17 protein-coding genes are annotated in these 18,920 nt (G+C 74.1%); 9 read left to right on the top strand and 8 right to left on the bottom strand.

Going from position 1 to position 18,920, the window contains the following annotated elements; all coding sequences use genetic code 11:
• Positions 1–28 precede the first annotated feature (28 nt).
• Genes IO30_RS0133500 through IO30_RS0133490 form a run of 3 tightly spaced genes read left to right on the top strand, consistent with a single transcriptional unit; the run spans position 29 to position 3,289 of the window.
• A complete protein-coding gene (locus IO30_RS0133500; RefSeq protein WP_031149380.1) occupies positions 29–1,219 on the top strand; it encodes a PucR family transcriptional regulator in 1,191 nt (396 codons plus the stop codon).
• Positions 1,220–1,274: 55 nt separating this feature from the next.
• Complete coding sequence (locus tag IO30_RS0133495) at positions 1,275–2,759, top strand: DNA-3-methyladenine glycosylase 2 family protein (RefSeq protein WP_031149378.1); 1,485 nt, start codon at positions 1,275–1,277, stop codon at positions 2,757–2,759.
• Between the two features lie 14 nt (positions 2,760–2,773).
• A complete protein-coding gene (locus IO30_RS0133490) occupies positions 2,774–3,289 on the top strand; it encodes a methylated-DNA--[protein]-cysteine S-methyltransferase (RefSeq protein WP_031149376.1) in 516 nt (171 codons plus the stop codon).
• 19 nt (positions 3,290–3,308) lie between these two features.
• On the opposite strand, the gene IO30_RS0133485 is transcribed toward IO30_RS0133490, so the two are convergent.
• Genes IO30_RS0133485 through IO30_RS0133475 form a run of 3 tightly spaced genes read right to left on the bottom strand, consistent with a single transcriptional unit; the run spans position 3,309 to position 6,006 of the window.
• The gene (locus IO30_RS0133485) at positions 3,309–3,737 is read right to left on the bottom strand and encodes a hypothetical protein (protein WP_031149374.1); all 429 of its coding nucleotides are present in this window, start codon (positions 3,735–3,737) and stop codon (positions 3,309–3,311) included.
• A gap of 52 nt (positions 3,738–3,789) precedes the next feature.
• Positions 3,790–4,290 carry an NUDIX domain-containing protein gene (locus tag IO30_RS0133480; protein ID WP_031149373.1) on the bottom strand — a complete coding sequence of 167 codons (501 nt, stop codon included), beginning with the start codon at positions 4,288–4,290 and terminating at the stop codon, positions 3,790–3,792.
• 9 nt (positions 4,291–4,299) lie between these two features.
• The gene (locus IO30_RS0133475) at positions 4,300–6,006 is read right to left on the bottom strand and encodes a BCCT family transporter (protein WP_031149371.1); all 1,707 of its coding nucleotides are present in this window, start codon (positions 6,004–6,006) and stop codon (positions 4,300–4,302) included.
• 143 nt (positions 6,007–6,149) lie between these two features.
• Between IO30_RS0133475 and IO30_RS0133470 the strand changes: the two genes are divergently transcribed.
• Positions 6,150–7,298 (top strand): glycerate kinase, encoded by a 1,149-nt coding sequence (locus IO30_RS0133470; protein ID WP_031149369.1) that lies wholly within the window; start codon positions 6,150–6,152, stop codon positions 7,296–7,298.
• Positions 7,299–7,469: 171 nt separating this feature from the next.
• Complete coding sequence (locus IO30_RS0133465) at positions 7,470–10,280, top strand: SpoIIE family protein phosphatase (RefSeq protein ID WP_031149368.1); 2,811 nt, start codon at positions 7,470–7,472, stop codon at positions 10,278–10,280.
• Between the two features lie 31 nt (positions 10,281–10,311).
• Here the strand turns inward: IO30_RS0133465 and IO30_RS0133460 are convergent, their stop codons facing one another.
• The 3 genes from IO30_RS0133460 to IO30_RS0133450 form a co-directional block, all read right to left on the bottom strand.
• Positions 10,312–12,372 carry a SpoIIE family protein phosphatase gene (locus IO30_RS0133460; protein WP_031149366.1) on the bottom strand — a complete coding sequence of 687 codons (2,061 nt, stop codon included), beginning with the start codon at positions 12,370–12,372 and terminating at the stop codon, positions 10,312–10,314.
• Between the two features lie 122 nt (positions 12,373–12,494).
• Positions 12,495–13,730 (bottom strand): aromatic amino acid transaminase, encoded by a 1,236-nt coding sequence (locus tag IO30_RS0133455; protein WP_031149364.1) that lies wholly within the window; start codon positions 13,728–13,730, stop codon positions 12,495–12,497.
• On the bottom strand, positions 13,723–14,757 hold the full coding sequence (locus tag IO30_RS0133450) for a DMT family transporter (RefSeq protein WP_237403390.1): 1,035 nt from the start codon (positions 14,755–14,757) through the stop codon (positions 13,723–13,725). The genes IO30_RS0133455 and IO30_RS0133450 overlap by 8 nt, the downstream gene beginning before the upstream one ends.
• Before the next feature lie 199 nt (positions 14,758–14,956).
• On the opposite strand from IO30_RS0133450, the gene IO30_RS0133445 reads away from it, so the two are divergent.
• From IO30_RS0133445 to IO30_RS0133435, 4 genes are all read left to right on the top strand, one after another.
• A complete protein-coding gene (locus IO30_RS0133445; RefSeq protein ID WP_031149360.1) occupies positions 14,957–15,442 on the top strand; it encodes an Lrp/AsnC family transcriptional regulator in 486 nt (161 codons plus the stop codon).
• 86 nt (positions 15,443–15,528) lie between these two features.
• Positions 15,529–15,915, top strand: coding sequence for a hypothetical protein (locus IO30_RS42415; protein ID WP_157853434.1), 387 nt, complete (start codon positions 15,529–15,531; stop codon positions 15,913–15,915).
• A gap of 5 nt (positions 15,916–15,920) precedes the next feature.
• A complete protein-coding gene (locus IO30_RS42410; RefSeq protein WP_051902758.1) occupies positions 15,921–16,139 on the top strand; it encodes a hypothetical protein in 219 nt (72 codons plus the stop codon).
• 157 nt (positions 16,140–16,296) lie between these two features.
• Positions 16,297–16,935, top strand: a complete 639-nt coding sequence (locus IO30_RS0133435) for a flavin reductase family protein (protein ID WP_031149358.1) — start codon at positions 16,297–16,299, stop codon at positions 16,933–16,935.
• A 36-nt stretch (positions 16,936–16,971) separates the two neighbouring features.
• Here the strand turns inward: IO30_RS0133435 and IO30_RS0133430 are convergent, their stop codons facing one another.
• Positions 16,972–17,490: an O-acetyl-ADP-ribose deacetylase gene (locus tag IO30_RS0133430; RefSeq protein ID WP_031149356.1), complete on the bottom strand. Its 519-nt coding sequence runs from the start codon at positions 17,488–17,490 to the stop codon at positions 16,972–16,974.
• The gene (locus tag IO30_RS0133425) at positions 17,490–18,908 is read right to left on the bottom strand and encodes a phytoene desaturase family protein (RefSeq protein ID WP_031149354.1); all 1,419 of its coding nucleotides are present in this window, start codon (positions 18,906–18,908) and stop codon (positions 17,490–17,492) included. Before IO30_RS0133425 ends, IO30_RS0133430 begins: the two co-directional genes overlap by 1 nt.
• Positions 18,909–18,920 lie beyond the last annotated feature (12 nt).

The raw sequence follows: 18,920 nt of genomic DNA, 5'->3' as shown, positions 1-18,920 counted from the left end.
CGCCCGGCGGATGACATCCTCTGCGGCCATGGGCGGACGCAGGGCGCGCACGGAAGCGGAGTGGTCGGTGCTGCTGACGGCGGCCGAGGTGCTGCTGGAACGCGTCCCGGCGCTGACGGAACAGCTGATCGGCGACCTGGCGAAGCACTCCCCGCTGTTCGACCTCGCGGTGCCCCGTGACGAGCACTGGCAGCAGGTCACCGAGGCCATGCGGTACGGCATCGAGGCCTTCGCGGCGCGCCGCTCGGACTCCCGCAAGGACCTGGACTACGCGCAGGAGCTGGGGCGGCGGCGGGCCGAACAGGGGCTCCCGCTGGACCTGTTGCTGTACGCGTACCGGCGCGCCGGGCGGCTGACCTGGGACGCCCTGCTGGACATCGTCACGGAGGAGGATCCGGAGGCCCTGCCGGTGCTGGCCCGGACGGCGGGCGCGATGTGGGCCGGGATCGAACAGCAGGCGGCGGCGACCGCCGAGGCCTACCGGGAGGGCGAACTGGAGATGCGGCGGCGCAGCGACGAGCGGGTGCAGGCGCTGCTGGACGCGCTGCTGGAGGGGAACGCCGCGCCGGGGCTGGCGGCGCGGGCGGCAGCGGGCCTGGACCTGCCGGAGCAGGGCCGGTACGCGGTGGTCGTGCTCCCGGTCGACCGGCGGGACTCGGTCCACCGGGTGTCGGCCGTGGGCGGGATGCGGCTGTTCTGGCGGATGCGCGCGGAGCACGAGCTCGCGGTCGTGGCCCTGGGGTCCTCCTCGCTGGACGAACTGGCGGCGGAGCTGGCCGACCGCTGCCCGGGCCCCGGCGGGATCGGCCCCGTGGTGGACGGGCTCGCGGAGCTGGGCCGGGCCAGGCGGCTGGCGGAGACGGCGCTGGCCACCTGCGGGGCGGAGGACCGGTCCCTGGTCCGGCTGTCGCAGCGGCTCCCCACGGCCCTGGTCGTACGCCAGCCCGAGCTGGCCGCGGAGCTGGTGCAGGAGGTCCTGGGTCCGCTCCTGGAGCTGGACCCGGCGGACCGGGCGGTGCTGCTGGAGACCCTGGACGCCTGGCTGGCCGCGGAGGGGTCCGCGGGGCGGGCGGCCACGCGGCTGTACTGTCACCGCAACACGGTCTTCAACCGGCTGCGCCGCCTGGAGCACCTGACCGCCCGGTCGCTGTCGCGCCCGCACGACCTGATCGCCCTGACCCTGGCGGTATCGGCCCACCGGCTGGCCGGGACGGCGTAGCCTTGATGTCGGAAAACCGCCAGCCCCACACCGTCCGCCCCGGGATCCTGGATCCATGCACACCGACACCGAGCGCTGCGTCAGAGCCGTGCAGTCGAAGGACGCCCGCTTCGACGGCTGGTTCTTCACCGCGGTCCTGACCACCCGGATCTACTGCCGTCCCAGCTGCCCGGCGGTACCGCCCAAGGCACGGAACATGACCTTCCTGCCCAGCGCCGCCGCATGCCAGCAGGCCGGGTTCCGGGCCTGCAAGCGCTGCCGGCCCGACACCAGCCCCGGCTCCCCCGAGTGGAACGCCCGGGCCGACGCCGTGGCCCGCGCCATGCGGCTCATCCAGGACGGGGTCGTCGACCGCGAGGGCGTGCCCGGTCTCGCCGCCCGGCTCGGCTACTCGACCCGCCAGGTCGAACGGCAGCTCGGCGCCGAGCTCGGCGCCGGGCCGCTGGCCCTGGCCCGGGCGCAGCGCGCCCAGACGGCACGGCTGCTCATCGAGACCTCCGAGCTGCCGATGGGCGACGTGGCCTTCGCCGCCGGGTTCTCCTCCATCCGCACCTTCAACGACACCGTCCGCGAGGTGTTCGCGCTCTCCCCCAGCGAGCTGCGGGAGCGGGCTGCGAAGGCCGGCGGCCGCCGGGACGCCGGGCCGCGGATCCCGGGGACGATCAGCCTGCGGCTGCCGTTCCGGGCCCCCCTCAACCCCGACAACCTCTTCGGCCACCTCGCCGCGACGGCCGTACCGGGCGTGGAGGAGTGGCGGGACGGCGCCTACCGCCGCACCCTGCGCCTGCCCTACGGCACGGGCGTCGTGGCCCTGACCCCGCAGCCCGACCACATCGGCTGCCGCCTCGCCCTGACCGACCTGCGCGACCTCACCGTCGCCATCAGCCGGTGCCGCTGGATGCTCGACCTGGACGCCGATCCGGAGGCCGTGGACGGGCAGCTGCGCCGCGACCCGCTGCTGGCCCCGCTCGTGGACAAGGCCCCGGGGCGCCGGGTCCCCCGTACGGTCGACGCGGCGGAGTTCGCCGTACGGGCGGTCCTGGGCCAGCAGGTGTCCACCGCGGCTGCCCGTACGCACGCCGCCCGGCTGGTCACCGCGTACGGCGAACGCGTCGAGGACCCGCACGGCGGGCTGACGCACCTGTTCCCCTCGCCGCAGGCGCTGGCCGGGCTGGATCCGGAGGCGCTGGCCCTGCCGCGCAGCCGGCGCACCACCTTGACCACCCTGGTCACGGCCCTCGCCGACGGTTCGCTGCCGCTCGGCATCGACAGCGACTGGGAGGCGGCGCGGGCGCGGCTGGCGGCGCTGCCGGGCTTCGGGCCGTGGACCACGGAGGTGATCGCGATGCGGGCGCTCGGCGACCCGGACGCCTTCCTGCCCTCCGACCTCGGGGTGCGGCGGGCCGCGCAGGGGCTCGGCCTGCCCTCCACCCCCGCCGCGCTGACCGCCCGGGCGGCCGCCTGGCGGCCCTGGCGCGCGTACGCCGTGCAGTACCTGTGGGCCACCGACGCCCACCCCATCAACCACCTGCCCGCCTGAGGAGCACACCGCACATGAGCGTCACCACCCGCACCACCGGCAACACCACCGGCAAGCAGTACACCGTCGTCGACAGCCCGCTCGGGCCGCTCACGCTGGTCTCCACCGGCGGAGTCCTGAGCGCCCTCTACATGACGGACCACCGCCACCAGCCCGGCGAGGAGACCTTCGGGGAGCGGGTCCCGGCCGGCGCCGCCCCGTTCGGTGAGGTGGTCCGCGAGCTGACGGCGTACTTCGCCGGGGAGCTGAGGCAGTTCACCGTGCCGGTGCACCTGGAGGGCACCGAATTCCAGCGCAGCGTGTGGGACCAGCTGCTGCGGATCCCCTACGGCGAGACCTGGTCGTACGGGCAGCTGGCCGCGGAGCTCGGCAAGCCGAACGCCTCGCGGGCGGTGGGCCTGGCCAACGGGAAGAACCCGGTCAGCATCATCGTCCCGTGCCACCGCGTCATCGGGGCCTCGGGCGCGATGACCGGCTACGGCGGCGGGCTGGACCGCAAGGTGCGGCTGCTGGAGCTGGAGCAGAAGTGACCCCGGCGCCGGCGGTGTCTCAGACGACGGCGAGCGGGACCAGGAGGGCGAAGGCGGCGCCGGCCTCGACCGCGTAGCCGAAGAGCGAGGGGTGCTGGACGGGGGCGGCGAGCAGGACCACGCTCTGCTGGGCGGTGGCCGCCTCGACCCAGTCGGGCTCGGCGCCGAGGTTGCCCTGGTACCAGCCCTCGCAGGCGCCGGGCCCGGTGACGGCGAGGAGGTCGTCCTCGCGGCGGTAGAAGGCCTGCCAGCCGGGGGCGGGCGCGGACCAGGCCTCGAAGTCGGTGAACTGGGCCCAGCCGCCCTCGCGTATCGCGGTGTCGAAGAGCCAGACGGGCGTCCCCTCGGGGGTCACCTCGCCGCCGGCCTGCTGGTCGGTGGTGAAGTGGACCATGGCGAGGGCGTCGGGCCCGTCGGCGGTGCTGGGCCAGGCGTACATGGTGATCATCTGCTGAATTCTGTCCTGCTCGGCGTCGGCACGGTGTCAGGGGTCCCCGGTGTCACGAGGCGGCAGGGCGGCGGCCGTTCTCCAGTTCCACGGTGCCCTCGCCCGACTCCAGGACGCGGCAGGCCTCCACGGCGCGCAGACCGAGGGATCCGTGCAGGTGGGCGGTGAGTTCGGCGGGCTCGACCAGCCGCCAGGACAGGAGCTCCTCCTGCTGGAGCTCGATGGAGGCCAGCTGCTCGGCGTCCAGCACCCCGCCGTCGTAGAGGTACGCGACGATCGGCGGGCGGGCCGGGCCCAGCACCCAGTCGACGGCGAGCAGCCGGCCGAGCGGTACGTCGATGCCGATCTCCTCGGCGCTCTCGCGGCGGGCGGCGCTGCGCGGCGACTCGCCCCGGTCCGACTCGACGGTGCCGCCCGGCAGGACCCAGCCCTCACGGTAGTTGGGCTCGACGATCAGGACCCGGCCCTGCGCGTCCCGGTAGAGGGCGGCCGCTCCGGCCAGCACCCGGGGCAGGCTCGCGATGTACGTGGCGTAGTCATCCGTGGTGGTCACGCCGCAACCCTACCCAGCCGTCCCGGCACCCGGGCCGGGGCCCGTGTCGTCGCGGGTCCTGGACTCGGCCACGCGCCGCAGCCTCGGGTGGCGGGCGGCGTTCTGCTCGGTGATGGCGTCGCCGACCATGGCCCGTACCGCGTCCCGCATGCCGTGCAGGGCGTGGTGGCGGGCGGGTCCGGCGCCGGGGTCCTCGCGGAGCTCCTTGACCAGAGCCCAGCACAGCAGCAGCATGACGACGACGAAGGGCAGCGCCACCAGGATGGTGGCGGTCTGCAGGGACTTCAGGCCGCCCGCGACGAGGAGCACGGCGGCGACGGCGGCCATCAGCACGCCCCAGGTGACGACGAGCCAGGTGGGCGGGTGCAGGGAGCCGCGGCTGGTGAGCGAACCCATCACCAGGGAGGCCGAGTCGGCGCTGGTGACGAAGTAGGTCATGACCAGCAGCATGGCCGCCCACGAGGTGACCGCGGACAGCGGCAGGGCGTCCAGCATCGCGAACAGCGAGGCCTCCGTGCCCTCCTTGAGCTCGGCGGCGAATTCGACGACGCCGGTGGAGTCGAGCCGGATCGCGGTGCCGCCCATCACGCAGAACCAGACGACGGTGGCCCCGCTGGGGACGAGCAGGACGCCGATGAGGAACTCGCGGATGGTGCGGCCGCGCGAGATGCGGGCGATGAAGGTGCCGACGAAGGGGGCCCAGGAGAGCCACCACGCCCAGTAGAAGATCGTCCACGCGCCGAGCCAGGCGGAGTCGGTGAAGGCGCCGGTGCGGCTGGCCATGGGCAGCAGCTGGTCGAGGTAGCCCCCGACGCTGGAGGGGATCACGTCGAGGATGTAGACGGTGGGGCCGAGCAGGAAGACGAAGAGCATCAGGGTGGCGGCGAGCACGAGGTTGATGGTGCTCAGCCATTTCACGCCCTTGTGCAGGCCCGAGAAGGCGGAGAGGACGAAGGCCGCCGACAGGGAGCCGATGATGACCAGCTCCACGCCGGTGGAGTCCTCGATGCCGGTGGTGAGGCTGAGCCCCTTGGACACCTGGAGGGCTCCCAGTCCGAGGCTGGTGGCGGTGCCGAAGACGGTGGCGAAGACGGCGAGCAGGTCGATGGCCTTGCCCGGCCACCCGTTCGCCCGTTCCTCGCCCATCAGGGGGACGAAGGCGGAGCTGAGGCGGTTGCCGCGGCCCTTGCGGAAGGTCGCGTAGGCCAGGGCGAGACCGGCGATGCCGTAGATCGCCCAGGGGGTGAGGGTCCAGTGGAAGAAGGAGTACTCCATGGCCGCGAGGGCGGCGCCGCCGGTGGCGGGGGCGGCCCCGGAGGCCGGGGGCGGGTTCAGGTAGTGGGTGAGCGGCTCCCCGACCCCGTAGAACATCAGGCCGATGCCCATGCCCGCGCTGAACATCATGGCGATCCACGCGAGGTTGGTGAACTCGGGCTCGGAGCCGTCGGCGCCGAGCCGGATCCGGCCGAACCGGCTGATCGCGAGCACGACGCACATGACGAGGAACACGTCGGCGGCGATCACGAACAGCCAGGCGAAGTTCTCCAGCACCCAGGCGAGCGCGGTGCCCGACGCCGCGTCGAAGGAGTCCCCGGCGAGCGCGGCCCAGGCGACCACGGCCAGTACGGCGATCACGCCCACGATGACGACCGTGAGGTCGGGCGCGCCCTCGCCCGGGGTGTCTGGACGTGACTGTTCCGGTGAATCCGCGCTCATGCGGCCACACTATGCAGGCGTATATACCTATTTAGGGGCATGGCGCGCCGGGTGTGGCCCAGAGCACTCATGGGCATAGGAGGATCCTCCGGATAAGCTCATGGCGGCGCGACTGCACTGTTCGATAGCAAGGGAATAGCAAGGTGACGGACGGAGCAGTAACTGAGACCGCGCGCGTGCTCATCGCCGCGGACAAATTCAAGGGCTCGCTCACGGCCGTTCAGGTCGCGGAGCGAGTGACGGCAGGCCTTCGCAGGGCCGTACCGGGCGTGGAGATCGAGACCCTCCCGGTCGCGGACGGCGGCGACGGCACGGTCGCGGCCGCGGTGGCGGCCGGTTTCGAGCGCCGGGAGGTACGGGTCACCGGACCGCTCGGCGACCAGGTCACGGCCGCTTTCGCGCTGCGCGAGGGCACCGCGGTGGTCGAGATGGCCGAGGCCTCCGGGCTCCAGCTGCTGCCCGCGGGCACCTTCGCCCCCCTGACGGCCACCACGTACGGCTCGGGCGAGCTGCTGAAGGCCGCGCTGGACGCGGGTGCGCGCTCGATCGTCTTCGGCGTGGGCGGCAGCGCCACCACCGACGGCGGCGCCGGCATGCTGGCCGCCCTGGGCGCCGTGTTCCTGGATGCGAACGGCGAACCGGTCGGTCCGGGCGGCGGCGCACTGGCCTCGCTGGCCTCGGCCGACCTGTCCGGCATCGACCCCCGCTTCGCCGACGTGGACTTCGTCCTCGCCAGCGACGTGGACAACCCGCTGACGGGCCCGAAGGGCGCGCCCGCGGTCTACGGCCCGCAGAAGGGCGCCTCGCCCGAGGACGTGGCGACGCTCGACGCGGCCCTGGCCCACTTCGCGGTGGTGCTGGAGAAGTCGGTCGGCGCGAAGGCCGCCGAGTGCGCGGTGCTCCCGGGTGCGGGCGGCGCGGGCGGCATCGGCTACGGGGCGCTGCTGCTCGGCGCCACGTTCCGTCCCGGCATCGAGCTGATGCTGGAGGTGCTGGGCTTCGCCCCGGCCCTGGAGCGGGCCACGCTGGTGATCACCGGTGAGGGTTCGCTGGACGAGCAGACCCTCCACGGCAAGGCCCCGGCAGGTGTGGCGGCAGCCGCGCGTGCGGCGGGCAAGCCGGTGGTCGCCGTCTGCGGCCGTCTGCTGCTGGACCAGGAGGCCCTGGAGGCGGCCGGCATCCGCCGGGCGTACTCGCTGACGGACCTGGAGCCCGATCCGGCGAAGTCGATCCCGAACGCGGGTCCGCTGCTGGAGCAGGTCGCGGCCAACATCGCCGCCGACGTCCTCTGACCCACCCGTACGGTGCGGCCCGGACCCCCGCTGGGGTCCGGGCCGCGGCCGTTGCCGGGGAGCGGTCCACGGGGCCCGGGTGCCCTCCCGGAGCGCACCCACGCGCACCGCCCGGCGAAGTCCGTCCCTGCAGCCACTCCCAAACAAGCGCGACAGTGTTAGAAATGGCTCATGACCGGACGTTTTGGTCGGCAGCCGACCGGATGGGGCCAGCGCCTGCGCGCGCGCCTGTCCAAGTGGGTCCACAGCGTCGCCGGTCAGGTCTTCGCCCTCAATGCCGTGATCGTGCTGATACTGATCACCGCGGCCGCGGCGGCCCTGGTGGTCCAGGCCCGCTTCGACAGCCAGCGCGACGCCGCCAACCGCTCGCTCGCCGCCGCCGAGGCCTTCGCCCACGCCCCCGGCCTCCCCGAGGCCCTGCGCTCCAACGACCCGACCGCCGCGCTCCTGTCCCTGGCCGAGGAGGCCCGCAAGGCCGCGGGGCTGGACTTCATCGCCGTCATGAGCACCGACGGGATCCGGTACACCGACTCCCGGCCCGAACTGATCGGGAAGCGCGCCACCGGAGACCTGGCGCGCGCCGCAGCGGGCCAGTCCTTCACCGAGGCCTTCACGGGCGAACCGAGCGACGCCGTGCGCGCGCTGGTTCCCGTACGCGACGCCAGTGGCGCCGTGATCGGGCTGGTCGGCACCGGCATCGAGGTGGAGAACGTCTCCGACACCGTCGAGGACCAGCTCCCGCTCCTGCTCGGCGCCGCCGCGGGCGCGCTGCTCCTCGGCACGGGGGGCGCCGCGCTGGTCAGCCGCCGGCTGCGGCGCCAGACCCACGGCCTGGGCGCCGCCGAGATGACCCGGATGAACGAACACCACGAGGCGGTCCTGCACGCCGTGCGCGAAGGCGTCATGATCATCGACGCCGGCCACCGGCTGGTCCTCGCCAACGACGAGGCCCGCCGCCTCCTCGACCTGCCCCCCGACCCCGAACAGCGGCACGTCGGCGACCTCGGCCTCGAACCGCGCACCGCGGAACTGCTCGTCTCCGGCCGCGTCGCGACGGACGAGGTGCACCTGGCGGGCGACCGGCTGCTCGCCGTGAACGTACGCCCCACCAAGCCCTACGCGGGCCAGCCGTCCGGCACCGTCATGACGCTGCGCGACTCCACCGAACTCGCCGCGCTCTCCGGCCGGGCCGAGGTGGCCCGCAGCCGCCTCCAGCTGCTGTACGACGCCGGGGTGCGGATCGGCACCACCCTGGACGTGGTGCGCACCGCGGAGGAGCTCTCGGAGGTGGCGGTCCCCCGCTTCGCCGACTTCGCCACCGTGGAACTGCTGGACCCGGTGCTGCGCGGTGACGAGCCCTCCGTGGTCAGCGGGCTGTACACCGGGATGCGCCGGGCGGCCATGAGCGGGGTCCGCACCGACCAGCCGCTCCAGCCGGTCGGTGACGTCATCCGGTTCGACGTGCCGACCGCGCCGATGGCCACGGCCCTGGACGCCGGGCACGCCGTGCTCGCCCCCGATCTGAAGGCCGCGATGGGCTGGCGCGCCCAGGACGCCCCCGGGACGCGCGTCGCCCTCGACTACGGGCTGCACTCGCTGATCTCCGTACCGCTCCAGGCGCGGGGCGTCGTCCTCGGCATGGCCAACTTCTGGCGGGCCGCCGACACCCCGGAGCCCTTCGACGAGGAGGACCTGTCCTTCGCCGAGGAGCTGGCGGCGCGCGCCGCCGTCTCCATCGACAACGCCCGCCGCTTCACCCGCGAGCACGCGATGGCGGTGACGCTCCAGCGCAGCCTGCTGCCGCGGGTGCTGCCGGACCAGAGCGCCGTGGACGTCGCCTTCCGCTACCTGCCCGCGAAGGCGGGGGTCGGCGGGGACTGGTTCGACGTGATCCCGCTGCCGGGCGCCCGGGTGGCGCTGGTCGTCGGCGACGTCGTCGGGCACGGGGTGCACGCGGCGGCCACGATGGGGCGGCTGAGGACCGCGGTGCACAACTTCTCCACGCTGGACCTGCCGCCCGACGAGCTGCTCGGCCACCTGGACGAGCTGATCAACCGGATCGACCAGAACGAGAGCGGCGGGGGCGCCGAGGGCGAGGCCGCGGACGCGGAGGGCGGCGCCGGGGAGGACCTGGGCGGCGGACCGGCCCAGGTCACGGGCGCCACCTGCCTCTACGCGGTCTACGACCCGGTCTCCGGGCGCTGCGTCATGGCCAGCGCCGGACACCCCGGTCCCGCCCTGGTCAGCCCCGACGGATGGGTGGAGTTCCCCGAGCTGCCCACGGGGCTCCCGCTCGGCGTGGGCGGCATGCCCTTCGAGGCCGCCGAGTTCCAGCTGCCCGAGGCGAGCCGGCTCGTGCTGTTCACCGACGGCCTGGTGGAGGACCGGGACCGGGACTTCGACACCGGGCTGCGCCTGCTGGGCGAGACACTGGCCCAGCCCGGCCGCAGCCCCGACCAGGCCTGCGCGGACGTGCTCTCCGCACTGCTGTTCCCGAACCCGAGCGACGACATCGCGCTGCTGGTGGCCGACACCCGGCGGCTGGAGGCGGACCGGATCGCCGAGTGGGAGGTGCCCGGTGCCCCTTCGGCCGTCTCCCGGGTGCGCAACGCGGGCTCGGCCCAGCTCACCGCCTGGGGGCTGGAGGGCATCTCCTTCACCACCGAGCTCATCCTCAGCGAGCTGATCACCAATGCCATCCGGTACGGGAGCGCGCCCGTGCGGGTGCGTCTGCTGCGCGACCGGAGCCTGATCGTCGAGGTCTCCGACGGCAGCAGCACCTCCCCGCACCTGCGGTACGCGGCCACCACCGACGAGGGCGGGCGCGGGCTGTTCCTCGTCGCGCAGTACGCCTTGCGCTGGGGCACCCGCTACACGGACCGCGGCAAGGTCATCTGGGCCGAGCTGCCGCTGACCGGGGACGGCGGGCCGGCAGAGGCGGCTGAGCCGGACCTCGACGCGCTGGAGGACCTGGCCTGGTGACCCGGGGGCCCCGCGGCCAGGGCACGCCGCGTCAGGGCCGGCGGGTCCGGGCCAGCAGCACCGCCACGTCGTCCTGCGGGGCGCACGGCAGCAGCCGCTCCAGGACCGTGTCGCACAACTCCTCCAGCGGCTGGTCCGCCGCGCTGAGCGCCTGTGCCAGCTGGTCCATGCCCTGATCGAGGTCGCGGTCCCGGGCTTCGATGAGGCCGTCGGTGTACAGCACGAGCAGGCTCCCGGGGGACAGCCGGACCTCCTGCGTGGCGAACTCCTGCCCGCCTCCCGTGCCCAGCGGGGTGCCGGGCGGGCCGTCGAGGAAGCGGATCCGCCCGTCCGGGCCGACCACCGCGGGCGGCGGGTGTCCGGCCCGGGCGATCACGCAGCAGCCCGTCTCCGGGTCGTGGACGGCGTAGACGCAGGTCGCCATCTCGTCCTCGCCCAGGTCGGCCACGACGGCGTCGAGGGAGCGGAGCAGCTGCGCGGGGGGCGTGTCGAGGCGCGCGAGGGTGCGTACCGCCGTACGGAGCTGGCCCATGACGGCCGCCGCGTGGATCCCGTGCCCCATGACGTCCCCGATGACCAGCCCGGTGCGCCCGCCGGGCAGCCGGATGGCGTCGAACCAGTCCCCGCCGACGTCGTGGTCACTGGCGGGCAGGTAGCGCCCGGTCAGCTCCAGGCCCGCCACTTCGGGCAGGGCGCTGTTGGTGAGGCTGCGCTGGAGGGTGAGGGCGGCCTGCCGCTGGTGGGTGTACATCCGGGCGTTGTCGATGTTGAGGGCCGCGCGGGCGACCAGCTCGTCGAGCAGGACGCAGTCCTCCTCGTCGAAGGGCTCGCGCTCGCGCGTGCGGGTGACGGCGACCGCGCCGAGCACGGTGCCGCGGGCGACCAGCGGGACCATGCGGGCCGAACCCAGGGTGGCGAGGTAGGCGCGCAGCCGCCCGGCGCGCGGGTCCCTGATCAGTGCCGGGATGTCGGAGGTGTACAGGTTCATGGACCGGCCCTCGGCGATCACCTGCTCGTAGACCGTGCCCGTGGGGATCCGGAAGGTCTGCCCGGCGGCGAGTTTCGCGGTGGGGGCGGCCGGGTCGGGGAAGGAGGCCGCGAGGCGGCGCAGGACCCCGTGCGTGGACGCGGCCGCCTCGTCCGGTTCGAGCACCGCCTCCAGGAGCTGTACGTCGGCCGAGTCCGCGAGCTGCGGTACCAGCACCTCCACGATCTCCTGGGCGGTCTGGCGCAGGTCCAAGGTGGTGCCGACGCGGGTGCCCGCCTCGGCGAGGAGGGCGAACCGGTGCCGGGCGCGGTCGGCGTCCGCCTGGGCCCGCTGGCCCTCGGTGATGTCGATCAGCGAGGCGATCAGGCCGAGGCGGCGGCCGGCGCCGTCGAGGAGGGGAGCGTAGGAGCAGGACCAGGTCCGGTCGTGCTCGGGATCGGCCGGGGTGCGGCCGGTGCGGCGGACGTCGACGACGGCGGTGCCCCCGTCGAGGGCCCGCTGCATCATCGCCTCCAGCGCGGTGGCGTTGACCCCGGGGACCACCTCGGTGAGCCGTTTGCCGAGGTGGTCCTCGGCGGAGACCCCGTTCATCCGGGCCAGGGCGTCGTTGACCCGCAGGAAGCGCAGGTCGGGGCCGAGGGTGGCGAGGCCGATGGGCGACTGGGTGAACAGGCTCTGGAGGGCGGCCAGCGAGTCCCGCATGTGCAGGACCTGGGAGGTCTCCACGGCGATGAGCAGGGCTCCCGTACCGCCCCCGGCGTCGCGGGCGGGCACGATCCACATCTCCATCGGGACCCGGTGCCCGTCGCGGTGGCGCACCGGCAGGGTGCCGACGACCGTCTCCCCGGCCTGGACCCGCCGGGTCAGCTCGTCGGCGAGCTCCCGGTTGGCCTCGGGGACCAGGACGGAGCTGCCGGGACGGCCCAGGACGTCCTCGCGGCGGTGCCCGAGCAGGTCCTGTGCGGCCAGCGACCACTCGGCGATGCGTCCCTGCGCGTCCTCGCGCCACAGGGCGATCGGCAGCAGCTCGCGGAGCACGCCCGCGTAGCCGACGGCCGCCGCCGGCTGCTCCGGCACCTCGCTCGCGGACTGGTAAGTGTCCAATGCACCGACCTCACCCCGGGGGGTCTGATTCCTACCGATTCACCCTATCCGAGGGCTCGGCGCGGGGCGCTGCGTCCACGGAGGGCGGCCGGGCGGACGGGGCCGGGACGGGGTCCGGCGCCTCAGCCGAGGGCGCCGGCGGTCCGGGCGGCCCGCACGGCCCGGGGTACGCCGGCCGGGTCGAGGACGCCCGCGATCCCCCGGGCCAGGCAGGGGATCCGGTCCACGGGGATGCCCGCGATGTTGATCCGCCCGGAGGTGGTGCCGTAGACGGCGAACTCCCTGCGCAGCCTGAGCATCTGCTGCGAGCTGAGCGGCAGCATCGAGAACATGCCCTTCTGCCGGGCGAGGGACGCGGCCAGCGATCCGTGGCCCAGCGCCTCCAGGCGGGCGGTCAGCTCCGTGCGGTTGGCCGCGATCCGGCCCCGCATGACGTCCAGCTCCGCACGCCAGGCGGCGCGCAGCCCGTCGTCGTCGAGGATCGTGGTGACCACGGCCGCGCCGTGCTCGGGCGGCATCGAGTACAGCGTCCGGGCGGCGTTCTGCAGGGCCGTCTCGGCGTGCCGTACGGCCCTGGCCGAGGAGCCGAGGACGATGGCGCAGCCGGTGCGGTCGCTGTAGAGGCCGAAGTTCTTCGAGCAGCTGACGGCGATCAGCAGCTCCGGCACCCGCTGCGCCAGCATGCGGGTGGCCCACAGGTCGGCTTCGAGCCCGTCGCCCAGCCCGTGGTAGGCGAGGTCGACGAAGGGCACCCAGCCCGCGCGGACGGACAGCTCGGCCAGCGCTTCCCAGGCCTGGCGCGAGGGGTCGGCTCCGGTGGGGTTGTGGCAGCACCCCTGGAGCAGGACGACGTCGTCGCGGCGGGCGCCGGCCAGGTCCCGCAGGGCCGCCTCGGTGTCGAAGTCGCCGGCCGCGTCGCGCCAGGCGTAGGTGCGCACGTTCAGGCCCGCGGCCTCCAGGATGGGCCGGTGGTTCACGTAGGCCGGGTCACTGATCCACACGGTGGCGCCCGGGCGGGTCCGGCAGATCAGGTCGGCGAGCAGGCGCAGCGCCCCGGAGCCCGCGACGGTCTGGACGGCCGCCGCGCGGTCGGCCGGTCCGCCGGCCCCCAGGACCGCGCCCAGCAGGGCGCGGTTGAAGGCGGCGTTGCCGGAGAGCCCGCGGTACTCCTTGGACTCGGAGCGCTCCGCCAGGCGTATCTCGGCCGCGCGCACCGCGGCCATGACCGGGGTGCTCCCCGCCTCGTCGCGGTAGACGCCGAGGACGAGGTTGAGGCGTTCGGGCCGCTCGTCGGTGCCGAACTCGTACGTCAGGTCCCACAGCGGGTCGGTGGGCGGCGGGGGAAGGAGCTCAAGCATCTGCGGGGACCTCGGGACGGTGACGGACGGGGGTCGGGGTCGGGGCCGGAGCCGGGACGGGGGCCGCCGGGGTGCGGGGGCGGCGGTTGGCGAGGACCACGCCCACGGTGATCAGCGGTACGCCGATCAGGACCGCGACGGTCGGGGACTCGCCGAGCACCGGGACGGCCAGCAGGACGACGGCGACGGGGCTGAGGCTGCCGACGACGGAGCTGCGCCCGGCGCCCAGGCGCCGGATGGCGAAGGCGTACAACAGGCCCGCGCACAGTCCGACACCGAGCCCCTGCACCACCAGGAACAGCGCGATGTCACTGCCCGCGGCGTGCGCGATGCCCGTCGGGAGCACCCCGGTCAGGACCAGGAGCCCGATCACCGCGAAGGACGGCAGGCAGAGCAGGCCGATGGAGCCGACCGGGTCGAGGTCCACGTCGCGCAGACCGACCGTGTACAGGGCCCACAGGCCGCTGGCGACGAGGAGGGTGCCGGCGCCCTCCAGCACGTCGGCGTCCACCGGGACCACGTAGCGCCAGACGAGGGCGGCCACGCCGAGGGCGATCAGCGCGAGCCCGGCCGGCTGGGTCCCGCGGGGGGCGCCGTGGCCGCGGGCGGCCATCAGCGCGCTGACGAAGAGCGGCACCATGCCGGGGACGATCGAGCCGACGAAGGCGGCCGAGGTCAGGGCGCCGCCGTGCATGGCCGCCAGGAAGAACGGCACCCCGGCGCCACAGACGATCTTGGCCGCGGGTCCGGGCCGCACCGCGAGGATGCGGTGGCGGCGGCGCCACAGGGCGGGGAGGAGGACGAGGAGCGGCACGCCGAAGCGCAGCAGGGCCGCGTCGGCGGGCAGCAGGGAGGAGGCGCTCAGGGCGCGGGCGCTGAGGGCGAAGGCCGCCCAGATGGCCACGGTGACCAGCAGCGCCGCCATGCCCTCGGCCTGCGGGGAGAGCCCGCGCCGGCCGGGGTGTCCGGCCTGCGGGGCTGCCATGGGGGGAGGCGCGGCCGCGCCGGTGGTGTTCGTCGCGACCAAGGGAAACGCTCCAGCCTCTGGGACACGGGCCGGTCCGGTCCGTGCCTGGGCAACGCTAGGCCCTGGGGCGGGGCAGCCGATTGCCAGTTCTGTCCCCCAGGCCTACGTTTGGGGCAGGATCTGCCAAGGACCGCGGAAGAGCGGGCACGAAGGCGTCCGAACCTCCACGAACCACCCAGAACCTCCGAGGAGCGCGGCCATGGACGCGGTCGATCTGCAGATCATCCGGGAGTTGCAGGCCGACGGCCGCCTCTCGAACCAGGACCTCGCCGACCGCGTCCGGCTGTCCCCCTCCCCCTGCCTGCGCCGGGTCCGGCGCCTGGAGGAGGCGGGCCTCATCCGCGGCTACACGGCCATGGTCGACCAGGTCGCCTTCGGCCTGCCGGTCACCGTCTTCGTCCGGATCCGGCTGGAGCGTCACACGGCGGAGGCGGTCCGGCTCTTCGAGGAGCACGTCGCGGGCATCGAGCACATCCAGGACTGCTATCTGATGGCGGGGAGCAGCGACTACCTGCTGCGGGTGGTCATCGAGGACCTGGAGGCGTACGAGGCCCTGGTGCGGCACCGGATCCACGCCATCCCCGGCATCGCCTCGATCGAGTCGAGCTTCGCCTACGGCAGCGTCAAGCAGTCCCGCACCTACCCCCGCCCGCGCCCCGGACCCGGACGCCCGACCCCTAGGTGACCCCAGGTCAGCCGCCCCTTCCCGTAGGGGAGTTGTCGGGGCGATCACCCATGGCGGCGGCACGGGACGGGCGCCAGGGTTGAGCCATGACAGAGCGAACAGCAGCGATCACCCGGTTCTCCTTCGTGGCGGCCCCCGTCCTCCTCGTGTTCTACGGGTCCGTACGCCTCCTGGCGGAGGGGTCCAAGGAGCCCGGCGCCGCATGGACCACCGGCCACCTCGCCTTCCTCCTGGGGGTGTTGTTCTTCGGGGTGGTCTGCGAGGGGCTGCGGCGCACCGCGGCCGCTTCCGGCGGACCGGCACGCCGGCGGGTGGCCCTGGCCGGGGCGGTGGCCGGGCTGGCGGGCACCGCGGCGGCCGCCGCCCAGGCCGTGATCGACCTGTACGCGGGACTCCGGGCGGCCGACAAGCCCGAGATGAGCGACATCTTCGCCCGGGTGCAGGACGTTCCCGGTGTGATGCCGGTCGTGTAACCGTCGTGCCGCTCTTCCTGTACCTGGGAATGATCACCCTGCTCGCCACGCTGCGGGGCCCGGGCGCCGTCCGCTCCCTGGTGCTCTTCGCCCTGGGCACGGCCGCGATCGCGACGAACCTGGACCTCCTGCCGCTCGGCGGCCTCTGCTACCTGCTGGCCTTCGCTCCCCTGCGCCGGCGGATATCCGTGGCGCAGCACCAAGAGCGTGCAGGAGCCAGGTAGGAGCAGGTAGGAGCACAGGTAGGAGGATCGCTCCCCGGCCCGGAACGCGACGTCGCATTCCCGCCAGCACCGGTGGGCCCGCTCACGAGAGGGTCGGCGAAGGCCCGCGTTCCCGAGCGCGGGCCCTTCCGTCCGGCACTTGGCGAAAGGCCCGCGCATGCATGTCGTCCCCGGTCTCAAGGTCCTGTACTTCGGCACGCCGGTGGTGCTGATCAGCTCGCTCAACGAGGACGGCACGGCGAACCTCGCACCGATGTCCTCGGCGTGGTGGCTGGGCAGGTCCTGCATGCTCGGTCTCGGCAACAACGCCCAGACCACCGCGAACCTGCTGCGGGAGGGCGAGTGCGTGCTCAACCTGCCCTCGTCGGCGCTGGTCGATGCGGTCGACCGGATGGCGCTCACCACCGGAAGACGTGCCGTGCCGGACTACAAGGTGAAGCAGGGCTACCGGTACGAGCCGGACAAGTTCTCGGCCGCGCGGCTGACCGAGCAGGCATCGGATCTGGTCCGGGCCCCCAGGGTCGCGCAATGTCCGGTCCAGCTGGAGTGCCGGGTCGTCTCGGCGCACCCCTTCGGCGGGTCCGAGCCGGACGCCACCGCCTTCGAGGTCGAGGTCCTGCGTGCCCATGTCGAGGAGGACCTGGTCATTCCCGGGACGCACCACGTGGACCCGCTCGGCTGGGACCCGCTGATCATGAAGTTCTGCGAGTTCTTCGGCGGTGGGCACAACATCCACCCGTCGAGGCTCGCCGAGGGCTGGAACATGCCGCACCGCAGCCGGCCGACGGCCGTCTGAGCAGGGATCCGAGGCATGCCCCGCGGGGGCGGCGGCTCAGCGGCCCGCGGTGACGGCCGCCTCGAACACCTCGTACGCCGCCCGGTCGAAGAGGACGAAGCGGACCTCCTCCACCAAGGTGTCGGCCGCCCGCACGCTCTCCACGGCGATCTGGGCCCCGTCGTCCATCGGCCAGCCGTAGATGCCCGTGGAGATGGCCGGGAAGGCGACCGTACGGGCGCCCAGCTCGTCGGCGACCCGCAGGGACTCGCGGTAGCAGGACGCCAGCAGCTCCGAGCGGTCCTCGTCCCGCGACCAGACCGGGCCGACGGTGTGGATCACGTGGGCCGCGGGGAGCCGGCCGGCCGTGGTGGCGACGGCCCGGCCCGTCGGCAGGCCCTTGCCGTAGTGGGAGCGTCGCAGGTCCTCGCAGGCCGCGAGGATCTCCGGCCCGCCGCGGCGGTGGATGGCGCCGTCCACTCCCCCGCCGCCGAGCAGCGAGGAGTTCGCGGCGTTGACCACGGCGTCGGCCTCCTCGGCGGTGATGTCGCCCTGGACGAGGGTGATGCGGACCATCAGGAGTCCTTCCGAAGGCTGCGCCACACGGCCTTGGCGGCGTTGTGCCCGGACATGCCGTGCACACCGGGGCCGGGCGGGGTCGCGGAGGAGCAGATGAAGACGGCCGGGTGCGCCGTCGCGTACGGGAAGAGCGAGGGCTTGGGGCGCAGCAGCAGCTGGAGTCCCGAGGTGGCTCCGCAGGCGATGTCCCCGCCGACGTAGTTGGGGTTGCGGGCCGCGAACTGCGGCGGGCCGGCCGTGGCGCGGGCCAGGACCAGGTCGCGGAAGCCCGGGGCGAACCGCTCCAGTTGGCGCTCGACGGCATCGGTGAGGTCGCCGTCCCAGCCCGCGGGGACGTGCCCGTACGCCCAGAACACGTGCTTGCCGGCGGGCGCCCGGCCCGGGTCGACGAGGCTGGGCTGCGCGGTGATGAGGAACGGGTTGCGCGGGGCCCGGCCGCCCGAGGCGAGCTGGAGGGCGGCGTCGATGTCGCGGCTGCCCGGCCCGATGTGGACGGTGCCCGCGCGGCGCGGCTCCTCGGCGGTCCACGGGACCGGGCCGTCCAGGGCGTAGTCGATCTTGAAGACGGAGGGGCCGTACCGGTAGCCGTCGTAGGCGCGCCCCAGGCGGGCGATCCGTGACAGTGCGGTCGGCGAGGTGTCGAAGACGTAGGCCCGCGCGGGCGGGAGGTCGTCGAGCCGCTTCACCTCGAAGCCGGTGTGGACGACCCCGCCGAGCGCGCGCAGGTACGCGGTGAGGGCGTCCGAGATGGACTGCGAGCCCCCGCGCGGCAGCGGCCAGCCGTTCGCGTGCGCGGCCAGGAGGAAGACCAGGCCCACCGCGCCGGTGCCGATCCCGCCGAGCGGGGCGTTGACGTGCGCCACGAGTCCGGAGAGGAGGGCGCGGGCCCGGTCGTCGCGGAAGCGCCGCAGCAGCCAGGTGGACGGCGGCAGTCCGGCGAGCCCGAACCGGGCGAGGGTGACCGGATCCCGGGGCAGCGCCGTACTGGGCAGGGACATGAAGTCCCGGGCAAGGGTGTCCCATCGGCCGAGGAACGGCTCCACCAGCCGCCGGTAGGTGCCCGCGTCGCGCGGCCCGAAGGAGGCGGCCGTCTCCGCGACCGAGCGGGAGAGCACCGCGGCGGTGCCGTCGTCGAAGGGGTGGGCCAGCGGCAGCGGGGCGTCCAGCCACTCCAGCCCGTACCGCTTCAGCGGCATCGTGGCGAAGACCGGCGAGCCCACGCCGAGCGGGTGCACCGCCGAACAGGGGTCGTGGCGGAAGCCCGGGAGGGTCAGCTCCTCGGTCCGGGCACCACCGCCGACCGTGTCCCCGGCTTCGAAGACGGCCACCGAGAAGCCGCGCCGGGCCAGTTCGACGGCGGCCGTCAGCCCATTGGGCCCCGCCCCCACCACGACCGCATCGAGAATCGACGGCACTTGCGACTCCTT

The organism is Streptomyces xanthophaeus (assembly GCF_000725805.1).
In the GTDB taxonomy this organism is placed as follows: Bacteria; Actinomycetota; Actinomycetes; order Streptomycetales; family Streptomycetaceae; genus Streptomyces; species Streptomyces xanthophaeus.
This window is presented reverse-complemented; position numbering and strand designations above follow the sequence as displayed.

Coding starts and splice junctions, on each gene's coding strand:
- IO30_RS0133500 (WP_031149380.1), top strand. CDS start 29: ATGGGCGGACGCAGGGCGCGCACGGAAGCGGAGTGGTCGGTGCTGCTG.
- IO30_RS0133495 (WP_031149378.1), top strand. CDS start 1,275: ATGCACACCGACACCGAGCGCTGCGTCAGAGCCGTGCAGTCGAAGGAC.
- IO30_RS0133490 (WP_031149376.1), top strand. CDS start 2,774: ATGAGCGTCACCACCCGCACCACCGGCAACACCACCGGCAAGCAGTAC.
- IO30_RS0133485 (WP_031149374.1), bottom strand. CDS start 3,737: ATGATCACCATGTACGCCTGGCCCAGCACCGCCGACGGGCCCGACGCC.
- IO30_RS0133475 (WP_031149371.1), bottom strand. CDS start 6,006: ATGAGCGCGGATTCACCGGAACAGTCACGTCCAGACACCCCGGGCGAG.
- IO30_RS0133465 (WP_031149368.1), top strand. CDS start 7,470: ATGACCGGACGTTTTGGTCGGCAGCCGACCGGATGGGGCCAGCGCCTG.
- IO30_RS0133455 (WP_031149364.1), bottom strand. CDS start 13,730: ATGCTTGAGCTCCTTCCCCCGCCGCCCACCGACCCGCTGTGGGACCTG.
- IO30_RS0133445 (WP_031149360.1), top strand. CDS start 14,957: ATGGACGCGGTCGATCTGCAGATCATCCGGGAGTTGCAGGCCGACGGC.
- IO30_RS42415 (WP_157853434.1), top strand. CDS start 15,529: ATGACAGAGCGAACAGCAGCGATCACCCGGTTCTCCTTCGTGGCGGCC.
- IO30_RS0133435 (WP_031149358.1), top strand. CDS start 16,297: ATGCATGTCGTCCCCGGTCTCAAGGTCCTGTACTTCGGCACGCCGGTG.
- IO30_RS0133430 (WP_031149356.1), bottom strand. CDS start 17,490: ATGGTCCGCATCACCCTCGTCCAGGGCGACATCACCGCCGAGGAGGCC.